Raw genomic sequence first — 12,703 nt, 5'->3', positions numbered from 1 at the left:
ATTTATTGTATTTCACTATTTATTCACCGTATGCTTCATTCCAAGCCTTTTCATACTCATCTGGGAATTCGAGTGAAAGAGCATAGTTTTCAATCATCGTATATCCGTTCTCTGCAATACGAACGGCATCTCCAGCATTATTTTTATTTAGCCCCCATTTGTCCTCAAAATCATCGGGTATGCCGTCGCCATCCGTATCTTTTCTAGCAGTGCCAACATTAATATTTTGCCAAGTCTTGGCAAGAGGGTATTGTGTCTCTATGTTTTGATTTCTAAAAATTGTTCCTTTAGTACCTAATGAAGTCAGTTCATCAATCATGAATTTATCTACCAAATCACGATTGGGTAAAACCGGTCCAACATTTTTAACAATCCAATGATAAGCTTCTGTAGCACTAGTTTTTATGCTGATTTCCGAATGTTGGCTATCTGGTTTACTCAGAAAGACAGGAGTGGCACTACAATAGGTTTGCCAATTACCCTGAGTGATTTCGAATCCATTTAATGTGCCGTCTTTATCGTTATCATAATAATTACCTACACAATAAGTATCAAAATCACCATCACCATTACCACCTATAAAAGGTTTAGTTGGATTTACTTGTTGATAAGTATCTACCAAATAATTTTTATTGTCACTACTTATTCCATTATAATGATATTTCGTTTCATCATCGAACATACTCTTATCTGTAGTTTCTATAGGATATGACGTATTCACCCATGTATAAGCTGGTCCTTTGATAAAATAATTATTTTCAATAACTGTGTTAGAGTGCCCTGAAGATTCCCCCCCCATATTATAAGCCGCTCCATTTCCCCAATTATAGATAACATTGTTAACAAATTGATTCAATCCTTTCACTTTAAAATTACGAGTTTTATTATCAATAAATAGATTTCGGAAAACAGTAACTCCTTCTTCATCACTAGTTTGAACTAAACCTCCACAAGAATGATTCTGGCATCCTTGTCCTAAAATTGAATTCTGCAATGTTATGTTATAGAGACCTTTCGGTTGCTTGTCATTATTGAGTGAAAAACATTCATCTGTTCCCCATGTGAAAGAACAATGATCATAAATTTGATCATGCCCATAGGCAGCTCCTCCTGCGTCTATGTTGTCACTGCCACTAACCTGGCGACCAGTACGCATACGCATATAACGTACAATCAGATTATTTGCATTGGTGGAAGAAGTCCTACCATTATAAAGTTCGATGCCATCACCGGGAGCTGTCTGAAACAAGACTGTTTGATTGTCCTTAAACACAAGTACTTCTTTATTCAAATCAATCACACCTGACACGTTAAACACTATAATTCTGTTTGCTTGACTAACAGCATCTCTTAACGATCCAGCACCACTATTATTCAAATTAGTTACTACATAAATTTCCCGGTTGTTACTACCACGTGCACCATCAGCGTTTCTACCATATCCTACTGCACCCGGAAATGCCGGTGCATAATTGGCTAAGACAGGAAATGCCGGACCAGAACTTGTATTACCACCACTTTCTTCCTCCTCTAGATATGAACTGTAAGGATTGATAGCAGGATCTGCATCCTCCTCATCTACAGGTTCTTTATCCACGCAAGCCGCTAACGACGAGAGTGAAAACAAAAAGAAATATAAAATGCTTGTTAAGCATCTCACGGCAATTGGACATGCCTTTTTTTGAAAAGTTGCTGTGTTTCTCATTTTATATAAAAAATAATTAATAAATACTCATTTGATTAATAAATTAAATTCAAACCTAAAAAATTGTATATCCGTTGTCAAGTATACTTAATTATTTTGCTATTTACGTAATCAGTAGTTGAATATCTATTTTAATATTGATCCTCATCTTTATACGTAAAAATCAAGACTTTTTAGTTATTAAGGTACAATGCCCCATTGTGATGCATAAGCATCCTGAATTTCTTTGGTATTGAAACATACAATCTCAATATTAGGATAATAATCAATAGTAGCATCTATCCTAACTGAAGATTCGTCTAATTCATCCATAGGATACCATTCTGAATATTCTCCGTCATCCCATTCTACTCTATAATAAGCTGAATACCACGAAACTTCTGTTTCGCCAATCATAGTATCAATATTTGACTGTAATTTAGCCCATATACCTGTTATTAAATATAATTTATAGCCAATATCATCACCATTTGGTAATCTTACCATTTTATGCCAACTTACATTATTAACAGCCATTCCATTCCTATCTATAGAAAAGTCTTGTTCACAATACCCTTTATAACAATATTCTTTTTGAGTAGAATTATATACAATTCCAAGAACAAAGTCAATATCAGTTGGCCTAGCTGGTTCAAAAATGGATCTCCATTGATAATAAGTATTAACACTAACATTTCCGTTTACATAAGGACCTGAAGAACCATCGTCGTATGTTTCATCATAAAATCCTAATGTAATATCTAATGTGTAATCATTGTTTTCAGTATAAGGAAAATCTACATCAAATTCAACAGTAAAGGCTGAATTTGTGAAAGAAGAATCCGCTCTTTTAAGAATAATTCTATCGTAGAGCACCGTACTTGCTTCACCGTTCTTTAAGGTTACCAAAGCATTGCATAGTTCAATCGGATATGTATATGATTTACCATCATCAATTTCTATATTCAATTTAATTCGATGTTTTCCGAAAGGTATCAAGAAATTACCTTTTACATTCTTTCCACTTTGTGGATAAAGGCATCTAGTAAGATCTTCCTGATTATCAATATATACAAAACACTCATCTACATGATCACCCGTATTATACTGATAATCAAAATAAGGTTTTGTGAATAAATTCAGATTAACCATACATGTATTATCACTTGTCCCATCATTTAACAGTCCTTGCTGCACATCTCCTTGCATCAATGCAGTCTCTTCATATTCCATAAGGCCATTACCATCACATGAGATAGCAAGCAAAGGAATAATTAAAAATAACATCGATTTGATAATTTGTTCTTTTTTCATGGTATTACATTTTATTTGTTCATTAATTGAAACTGTAGTCGAAAATTTCCTATCATTTCTATTTCTATATTATTTGTTCAGTTCAATACATCCCATAATGAAAGGTCCTGTTGCTTTAGCATCATTATCTCTCATTTTCTCTCCTATATAATACTCAAAACTACCGTCACGATAAGGCTTACCGCCTAATCCACCCACTTGGCAACATCTTGTCAATGTCAATGTTCCGTCCGAATTTGAGATTAGCAGTTTATTGCACAGCCCCTTAAAGGCTTTTTCTGCAATAGCACGATACTGACTATCAATGTATCCTTTATTCACAGCTTTCATATAGGCATACATACATTGCGCCGTAACAGAAGCTTCCGGGAAATTACCGGTACGTGAAGGTTGGTCAATTACCTGATACCATAAACCATTTTTATCTTGGTATTTTGAAAGAGTTTCTGCTAATTCTTTCGTCCATTTAATCATATCAGCATAGCCTGAATGATCTTGGGGAATATATTCCAAAGCATCTACCAAAGCCATAAACCACCAACCAATACTACGTCCCCAGAAATTAGGAGAATGGCCAGTTTCCGGATCAGCCCAGCGCTGGCTCCGGTCCTCATTCCATGCATGATAATAAAGTCCCGTCTTGGTATCGTATGTATGCTGATGGCAGAGAGTGAACTGTTTAACAGCCTCATCAATCCATTCCGGACGATTAAATTCAGCTCCATATCGAGCCATAAAAGGAGAAGCCATATACAATCCATCCAACCACATCTGATTAGGGTATATTTTCTTATGCCAGAAACCTCCATCTGTTGTACGAGGTTGCTTTTTTAGCTGATCTATCAAATTCTCGATAGCCAATTTATATTTCTCCTTTTTGGTTTCATTGTACAAATCAAAAAGAACTTTTCCGGAATTGATATAATCCAAATTATAGGTTTCTTTCTTATATAAATGAATCTCTCCTTTGTCGTCTACCAAAGAATCAGCCCATGCCTCTACATAATCAAAGTACCTACGGTCTCCTGTTTTCTTCCAAACTTGTAACATCGCACAACAACCTACTCCTTGCGCATAACCAAAATACAGGCGTTTTCCATGATCCAGTTGCCACGCTTCCGGAAAACGACGAATTTCCGAATCGGCAAACAGACGATAATAAGTGTCGGAAGAAAAAGTATCCGTACGGAAAGGAACTGCCGGAAGTCCGGCTTTATTAAACAGATTCACTCTAAAGAAAGTCCCATAACCGTAGCGTACAGCTACAGGTGCAGAGACATAAGTTGAAGAAAGTGTTATCAAACTTCCATCAATTACAGCTTCAGCCGGATAAAACCGCGCATCATTGCCGGCAATAAAAAATCCTTTTACCGGTTCATTGCCGGGTGTCTGCAGGCCACCTTCCGCAAATTCAAAATCTAATGTAATTTCTCCCCCATTCACTTTCATTGATTTGTAGAGAGGTCCTGAATAAACAATCTTTTTACCATATTGCTTTGCTAATGCCCAAGCTGCCAGCCGTTCGCCCGGTGCAACTTTATTTCGTGGATGTATGTCGGTAGAATCGGCTGCATCCGTCACTACTGCCATACCAATATTTTCAAGTCCACTTAACCATGTTTTTAATTGTGCTTCACGAATACCTGCCGGTTGCTTGTAATGTGGTGCAATCTGTACGAAATAGAAAGGCATATCCGGCTGATTCCATTCTTTCCGCCAACTATTAATCAGGTTAGTAAATACTTCCTGATATTTCTCATAACGAACAGAGTTGGATTCTCCCTGATACCAGATATTTCCTTTTACAGTGTACCCTACTATAGGAGCAATCATGCCATTCCACAAAGTAGCCGGAACCTTACACTTATCTTTTTCCCTACTCACCCTTTCTTTTGAATATTGTTTTAAGACATCAGCATACAGCAGATTGTTTTCCATCACTTTCATACTTGTCCAAGATTCAGCATGTGTTCCTCCCCAAGTAGACTGAATCAATCCAACCGGTGTACTCAATTCTTTATACAATTTACGTCCAAAGACAAATCCTACAGCAGAAAAGTCTTTCAGATTCTCCGGATTACAAACCACCCACTTTCCAACGCAATCTTCTTTCTCACTATCAGGTGCCAGTTGATGCTCTACATGAAACAGGCGGATTTCCGGAAAATCAGCATCTTTCATTTCTTCCGCTTCATTCAACATTCCTGTTTTCCATTTCACTTGCGGATTACGGGCTACGGGAAATTCCATATTTGACTGTCCCGTACAAAGCCAAACTTCACCTATTAATATATTATTGATCCGGATCCTATTATCACCTTTCAACATTACAGATTGTCCGGAAGTAGCAGCCGGTGTTTGTATCATCAGTTCCCAATGACCGTTTGCTAAAGCAGTCACCTTGTATTTCTTATGATCCCATGAAGTCTTTACCAAAATCTTTTCTCCGGGACGTGCTTTTCCCCAAAAACGTACTTTCGCATTTTGCTGAAGTACCATATTATTTGATAATATAGAAGGAAGTTGTATATCTGCATGAATACCTATTGGAAAGAAACAGACCAATAACCACAGACAAAAAATAATTCTACAGAATTTCATTGTATTTTATAGTTTTAGATTCAATATTTTACTGAATAAGCACATGTCAAAGATACCGCATTACATGGTAGAGTTAAAGAAAAGGAATATGGAGAATTCGACTTTCTTATGTAAATTCATATGTGTACAGCCCATCACACGCCTATTTTGTACGATTTTACAGGCTATGTACGATTTTCCAGTCTTTCTACCCTTCTTTTTTAATTCACTTTATTTATCTCAACCTTTCTCATAACCAATGCATCAATAATATCTTCATCTATCTTCACATCTTTTTTAGCCGTAATAGTCAAATTGTCAAAACAGAAATTGGATAATTTATATTGTTTTGATTTCTCTACAGCAAAAAAGGAATCACAATCCAGATGAATATTACGCATTGTAATATAGCTGGAATACGAGACTGGCATATCCTTGCGATCTTTCAAATCATAAAACTGTGTCCAAGGAGCAATAAAGATACAATTGCGGACATTTCCTTTTATGTCTTCAACGAGGATGTACTTATATTGTTGGGGAGTATCCGGACGCATTTTCAACCACAACAGGCGTTTAGCCTGGTCCAGATTGCAGCGTCGAAGAATTATATTATGATTATATATCGATTCGCTACCGCAAGTCAGCACTCCGTGACAGAATCCAAAAGTACAGTCTTCAATAATAATATCACAATTGCCACCATTATCGGGATTTTGATCAGCCCATGGTCCTTTGCCGCCTTTTAATGCAATTGCGTCATCATTAACCGACATATAGCATCCCTTGACAAGTACATTTTTACATGCATCAATATCGATTGCATCCGTACTTGGAGCCTTTACAGGAGAAGAAGGTGAAAAGATATGCAAATCCAAAAGTTTTACGCTATCACACTTATAAATGTGAGTTGTCCAAAACGGAGAATTAACAAGTCGCACATCTGAAACTTGTACATTATTGCTATGAGATATATGAAGTAGACGAGGACGCAATTCATCCATATTAGTACATTTAGGAATAACACGCCGCCGCAACCAAAATGACTTCCAATATCGTTCACCGTTTCCATCAACTTTTCCTTTTCCGGAAAGGGTGAAACCATCTACCTTATCAACATTAATCAAAGCTGAAAAGTACTTTAGGTTCTGTCCCTCCATCCGTGTTTCTATTACAGGAAAGTTGCTAATATCGTCACTACCTTTTAATATAGCTTTCTCTTCCAAATGCAAGTGTGTTCCCGGCTTAAAGAACAGCGCACCACTAAGATAAGTACCTTCAGGTATAACAATGACTCCGCCTCCATTATTAGACGCCAAATCTATAACAGCCTGAATTTTCTCTGTCTGTAACAGTGTACTATCATTCACTACTCCATAGTCGGTAATCAAGAAACTCTTTCCTAATCCATTTATATCAGTTTTTTCATTTTTGTAAAACCAATCCGGTATAATTTTACCATCGGGAAATTTTTCCTGACTAAACAGTTGCAGACTGCAACATGTCGCTACTATTAAAAATGCTGACTTTATCATTTTCTATATCTCGTTACTTTTTTGCAAAAGTACCGCATGTTTCCATTTGCCCCAAAGCAAAGGATATGGAGATATTGATTTTCTTATGGAGTTCTATACAAAGGATTCAAATACTATTTATCTATATACAATATTCCATATTCAGACTTATTTTTGTACATATATCGAATTAAAATAAAACGCTCTCTACAGTATCAAAAAAGCGCATCCTCTTTATAAATTTTGTAAACACAATCTCTCCTTTACGTCCGCCACCACGAAGAAAGATTTCATAAGTACTATTTCCTGATTCTTTTATTTTCAGCAGATCCAAATCCGTATTCTTTGTTTGTTCCCCGCGTATAACCGTTTTTAATACCCCTCCTGTTGTCCGGTCCAGTTCCACTCTTTGACATTTTAAACACCCGGCTCCAAGTAGTACTTCCCGCAGTATAATGTTCCATTATCTCTGCTTCCGTCACTCGATATGTACCTTGCCGGATATATACAGTATCTCCTGCCATCACTTTTGATTGTGCTTTACCCAACGTGGCAAAAGGCTTATCAATCGTCCCACTGTTTGAATCGCTTCCATTAGTAGCCACAAAATAATTCGTAGCCGAAAGAGAAAAGAGGAAACATCCTATAAAAAAAAGAAGAAGGCTAATACGTTTCATTGTATATTAAGTATTATGTAGCAGCAAAGCTACTGTTTTTTATACCATAGGAGCTGTAATATCGTACGTAAAGAATAGAATTTTGTCTTTTCTACTTCAATTATCAGACAAATTCCAGCATTAACAATCATAGTTCATAATAACAATAGTTTGATATAAGGATAAAAATGCATCCTTTATATACAAATTTGCAGGTGAATACTCTCCCAATCCACTTCCTTTGTAGAAAGAAAATATTCAATCTTTATAACAATATAATTATGAAAAACTTATTTTATGCGCTTACATTTTTTAGTTTTGTCACAGCTTGTAGTGATAATTCAGTCCAAAATCCAACACCACCTCCCGTGTCTGATAATGGTGATAACAATAATATGCAAGTTGTTGAGTTTCTAAGAAATCGTGCTATGGTGGCAAGTTATAACACTATCTTTCCTAATAAAGAAACAGAAAGAATAGAAAGAAAAGGCGTACTACTCAGCTGGAGATGGCTTTCCACCGATCCGGACGATATTGGTTTTGATATCTACCGCAAAGAAGGTAACTATAAATTCCAAAAGCTAAACAAAACTCCGATTATCAATAGTTCTAATTACAAAGATTTAACAGCAAACATTAATAAGATTCTCAAATACGAAGTTCGACAAGCAAATACCAATAATATTTTATGTTCATGTAACTTTACTCCGGAAATGGCACAGAACTTTTACCGGACGGTCCCATTAAACAATAATAATCTGCCATATCCCGATTTAGTATATAAAGCTTCGGATGCAGCTATTGGCGATTTAGACGGCGACGGAGATTATGAATTGGTTCTGAAACGTGAAGTGTCACCTCTTGACAATGGTAGCACGGGAATTGGAATTACTCCCGGAAGTTGCCTGTTAGAAGCATACAAGCTAACAACCGGGACATTTTTATGGCGTATCGATTTAGGCTCTAATATCCGGCAAGGTATTCATTATACTCCCTTCATTGTATATGACCTGAATGGAGATGGCAAGGCGGAGATCGCAGTCCGCACCTCCGAAGGTACCGTTTTCGGGGACGGAACGAAAATAGGCGATGTCAACCAAGATGGAATAACCGACTATGTAGACAGGGCTCCCCAAAGTGCCACTTATGGCAGAATTATCACAGGGCCGGAATTCTTATCTATCATTGAAGGCAGAACCGGAAAGGAAGTAGCCCGAACCGACTATATCTACCGTGGTGAAAAAAATAAATGGGTGACATATTGGGGAGATAATTGGGCAAACAGGATGGATCGTTTTCTGATGGGAGTCGGACACTTCAGATCTCAAAAAGGAATTCCAAGCCTACTCATGTGCAGAGGATATTATAAGAACTACCAGATTGTAGCTTTAGATTTTACTGATAACAAAATAACAGAGCGATGGCATTTTGATACAGCTGACAACTATTCGGATTATATAGGGCAAGGTAATCATAATTTAGCAGTCGGAGATATAGATGATGACGGAAAAGACGAAGTCTTATATGGGGCATGTGTCATAGACCATAACGGTAAAGGGCTATATAGCACAAAATTAGGACATGGTGATGCCATGCATTTGGGCAAATTTGATCCTACACAGGAAGGGTATCAAGTAGTAGTCTGCCATGAAGAACCCAAGGAGTATGGAAATATTGGAACAGAATTCCGGGATGCCAGAACGGGCAGGATATTACATTATATTCCCGGAAACGGCAAGGACGTAGGACGTTGTATGGTCGCAGATGTTGATCCGGACAGTCCCGGATGTGAATATTGGTCGTCAGAACCGGACGGTGTCATGTATTCCTGCAAAGGAAATGAACTGACAGGTAAAAGGGCACCTATAGCCAAAGGTGGTGATACATCATACAATATGACAATCTGGTGGAGTGGATCATTAAACAGGCAAATGCTTGATTACCTCGTTATTCACAGCTATACCGACGGACGTTTGTTCAATGGCAGCGATTGGGGTGTAAAAACAGCCAGCGGAACCAAAAACAATGCCTGTTTTTATGGCGATATTTGGGGAGACTGGCGGGAAGAAGTTATCTTCGTTGATGAAAATGATACAGAGCTAAGAATCTTTACTACTGATTTTGAAACCGACTATCGTTTCCATCCTCTAATGGACGACCATTTATATCGTTTAAGCGCTACACATCAGAACATAGGTTACAACCAGCCCACTCATCCGGGTTACTATATCGGTTCTGACTTGAACAAATAAAAAAGAAAGGCGTGTATGCTTTCCGCAAAGAACATACACGCTTTTTATAAAACTAACCCTATTCAAAACTCTATCATTTCCTTACCTCAATAAATATCAGAAAGCAAATACATATCGGGAGCTTACTCCAGGTCTGTCGTATTTCAATCCATCAACTTTGGTACTTCCACTGCTTGTCAACTGTACTCCAAATATACTTGTATTATTACGCTCTGTAGACGACCAATAATACATGTCATTTTTCAGTCCGTCACTACCTGTTATTTTTCCCAACTGCGTATTCATCGTTTCCCAATTAGTTACCATTGCCCTCAAATCACCGACAGAAGGAATAAACCAACCGGAAGAAATACTCGGAGCAACCAAATTATAGTTATTCAAGGAATTCACTAAAAGTGACTTATTCTTTGCTTCCGCATATTTTTTAATTACTTCCGTGTGATTATACCCTAATCGCTGATCCCTCGACGTACCATTCAATGTTCCGGTAGACGCCGATCCATCCCATCCCATCGGACTTAAATCAATATAGGAATTTCTTTCGGCAAACTCTGTACGATACCAAACTCTTATTTCATCTTTCTCCCCAAAAACAATATTGGTATTCTCTTTCAGCCCCAAAACCAATCCATGGGTACAGCCCGGATGATCACGCAATAATGCATCCTGACGTTCAGAATAAGTAAATTCATTATCTTCTGTAAAAGGATATAACACAGAAGGCATCGGATTACCAACAAAATAAACGACTCCTACACAATCATCGCTAACAGGAGCATTATCGTCAACAGAAGCCAACGCGCCATTAGAATATATCAGATCACCCACTTTCAACTCATGATCCACAGTTTGCAGTCCTCCGTCTATCTCACAATAAATATACTCTCCGGCTTTCAACTTTGTCGCATCTATCGAGTATTTTTTAAGCCCGTTGTCTACTGAACTGATAAAACTTCCTCCTATTTGCTCTACTTTTTTTGTCGGATTTACCAAAACACGGTAAGTCGTTGTTTCCTTATCATAATAAGGAATGATCACCTGCTCACCAATAGAAAATTTCACCTCTCTCAAAGATACACTGTAAGATGGCAGTTCAGGAGAAACCTCATTAGTGAAATTATAAGTAACAGAAGGCAGTTCGGCTACCATCAAGGCCATCCGATGATTCATTACAAAAGTTATTGTACTTCCGTCTGCTGAAGCCTCCCCTGTCATTAAATCATTATTTGTATATCTGTCACCACTCAGATCTGTGTCAACAGTCCAGTTCCCCACAATCGTTTCAAACGGATCCTCCTTCGTCATATCTATAGTTATATTTTCCTTATAAGGATAATACGCATAAAAAGTCACGGTTTCCAAATCTTCCGTACACGAAAGACGTCCTCCGTCAATTCCCCATATTCCATCATTATACGTCGCAAGGACATTTTTAATGAAAACTTCCTTATCACTATTTACCGCAAAAATACCAATCGCATCCCCGTCCGAAAAAGTTGTCTTGTAAGTCACATCAGTGACAGCACGACTTACATTGCCATTTTGTTGAATACTGGAATCAACCACCTCAATCTTTAATATATTACTATTGACGGCCAGCTTGGCATCCTCATCCTGCGAACATGCCACCATCAGAAAAGAACCGAGCAATACATAAATTACAAAAATGAATTTACAATATCTCATAATATTTCTTCTTTTAAATGTTTAATTATCATATAACTCCATACTTATTGACCTGCCCCCCTGACTCACAATAGTTTGAGTATTTCCCCCATCCCATTGTACATCTCCTGGTTCAACTCCTGTAATAGTATTACCGTCACTTGTATTAATTTCCTGACGATCTCCTTCAACCCATCCCTGAACTTCTCCAGATTCGACAGTTACATAAATCGTTTCATCCCTCTCACTGATTATTACAGTGTACGGATGTATGTGTCCGGGAACCAGGTCCATCTCACCAATCTTCTTGATAAAAGATTTCCCGCCCATTTCTATCTCAAAAGTAACCTCTGAAACTTTTTGAGGAAATACAATCAATGAAGTCCGCATATTTTCACCGGCCATAACCTTCTGAGATAACGCCAAAGCCGGTGCATCTTCGACAACAGCGGTCGTGCCGTCTATTGTATTGAAAGTTCCTTTAAGTTTCAAGCCAATCAACGTATAAGTTATGTCATCCAACGTCAAACCGTCTTTTCCTTCAAAAGAAAAATCAATCCTGCTCATCTGATGCGAAAAAGCAAAGTTGACATCCGGATTGTTCCGTCCGGCTTCCGTAGTCGCATAAAGAAAATCAATGGACATTTGCTTTTCCTGTGTTTGTTTATCCGAAGTCGTTTCCACTGTTATACAATCGGCAACCATAACGGAAGTCTCCGTAAATGGATAATAGGCGGACAATACATGTTCCTGTTTTCCCAGGAAATAAATAGACTGATTCTCGTCAAATGCTGCAAACGAAGATAAATTTCCTGTATATTTATAGGAAATATTTACATCATCTTCACAAGTTACCCCTATACGATCACCATCAGTCCACGTAGTACCAACAGTCCGGGACTTCTCCACAACCTCCGTGATTGTTCCCGAGATTGCCGCTTTCACCCCGACGATATCATCGCCGGAGTAATCATAGCTGCTACATCCCCAACATAAGATAGACAATGCAGCAATAAATGGCATTTTTCTTTTCATAATACT

Annotated in this window: 7 protein-coding genes and 1 pseudogene; 1 reads left to right on the top strand and 7 read right to left on the bottom strand. The window is 37.7% G+C overall.

The window, feature by feature from the left end:
- Window positions 1-19: 19 nt before the first annotated feature.
- From INE92_RS25150 to INE92_RS25130, 5 genes and pseudogenes are all read right to left on the bottom strand, one after another.
- A complete protein-coding gene (locus tag INE92_RS25150) occupies window positions 20-1,705 on the bottom strand; it encodes a pectate lyase family protein (RefSeq protein WP_008645557.1) in 1,686 nt (561 codons plus the stop codon).
- A gap of 180 nt (window positions 1,706-1,885) precedes the next feature.
- A complete protein-coding gene (locus tag INE92_RS25145; RefSeq protein ID WP_008645558.1) occupies window positions 1,886-2,998 on the bottom strand; it encodes a hypothetical protein in 1,113 nt (370 codons plus the stop codon).
- Window positions 2,999-3,067: 69 nt separating this feature from the next.
- A complete protein-coding gene (locus INE92_RS25140) occupies window positions 3,068-5,497 on the bottom strand; it encodes a glycoside hydrolase family 88 protein (protein ID WP_015532417.1) in 2,430 nt (809 codons plus the stop codon).
- A gap of 302 nt (window positions 5,498-5,799) precedes the next feature.
- Window positions 5,800-7,110, bottom strand: coding sequence for a rhamnogalacturonidase (locus tag INE92_RS25135; RefSeq protein WP_004324943.1), 1,311 nt, complete (start codon window positions 7,108-7,110; stop codon window positions 5,800-5,802).
- A gap of 362 nt (window positions 7,111-7,472) precedes the next feature.
- Window positions 7,473-7,766 (bottom strand): annotated as a pseudogene (locus tag INE92_RS25130) (right-handed parallel beta-helix repeat-containing protein); the annotation flags it as partial.
- Between the two features lie 260 nt (window positions 7,767-8,026).
- Between INE92_RS25130 and INE92_RS25125 the strand changes: the two are divergent.
- Complete coding sequence (locus INE92_RS25125) at window positions 8,027-9,997, top strand: rhamnogalacturonan lyase (RefSeq protein ID WP_008645566.1); 1,971 nt, start codon at window positions 8,027-8,029, stop codon at window positions 9,995-9,997.
- A gap of 96 nt (window positions 9,998-10,093) precedes the next feature.
- On the opposite strand, the gene INE92_RS25120 is transcribed toward INE92_RS25125, so the two are convergent.
- Window positions 10,094-11,683: a fimbrillin family protein gene (locus INE92_RS25120; RefSeq protein ID WP_004308514.1), complete on the bottom strand. Its 1,590-nt coding sequence runs from the start codon at window positions 11,681-11,683 to the stop codon at window positions 10,094-10,096.
- Between the two features lie 21 nt (window positions 11,684-11,704).
- A complete protein-coding gene (locus INE92_RS25115) occupies window positions 11,705-12,697 on the bottom strand; it encodes a fimbrillin family protein (RefSeq protein ID WP_008650787.1) in 993 nt (330 codons plus the stop codon).
- Between the last annotated feature and the right edge of the window lie 6 nt (window positions 12,698-12,703).

The sequence above is a fragment of the Bacteroides xylanisolvens genome (assembly GCF_018289135.1).
GTDB classification, from domain to species: Bacteria; Bacteroidota; Bacteroidia; order Bacteroidales; family Bacteroidaceae; genus Bacteroides; species Bacteroides xylanisolvens.
The sequence above is the reverse complement of the archived record's forward strand: the minus strand, read 5'-3'. Positions and strand labels throughout refer to the sequence as shown.

Bases quoted from the DNA above. Each gene is read 5' to 3' on its own strand.
- INE92_RS25150 (WP_008645557.1), bottom strand. From the start codon at position 1,705: ATGAGAAACACAGCAACTTTTCAAAAAAAGGCATGTCCAATTGCCGTG.
- INE92_RS25145 (WP_008645558.1), bottom strand. From the start codon at position 2,998: ATGAAAAAAGAACAAATTATCAAATCGATGTTATTTTTAATTATTCCT.
- INE92_RS25140 (WP_015532417.1), bottom strand. From the start codon at position 5,497: ATGGTACTTCAGCAAAATGCGAAAGTACGTTTTTGGGGAAAAGCACGT.
- INE92_RS25135 (WP_004324943.1), bottom strand. From the start codon at position 7,110: ATGATAAAGTCAGCATTTTTAATAGTAGCGACATGTTGCAGTCTGCAA.
- INE92_RS25125 (WP_008645566.1), top strand. From the start codon at position 8,027: ATGAAAAACTTATTTTATGCGCTTACATTTTTTAGTTTTGTCACAGCT.
- INE92_RS25120 (WP_004308514.1), bottom strand. From the start codon at position 11,683: ATGAGATATTGTAAATTCATTTTTGTAATTTATGTATTGCTCGGTTCT.
- INE92_RS25115 (WP_008650787.1), bottom strand. From the start codon at position 12,697: ATGAAAAGAAAAATGCCATTTATTGCTGCATTGTCTATCTTATGTTGG.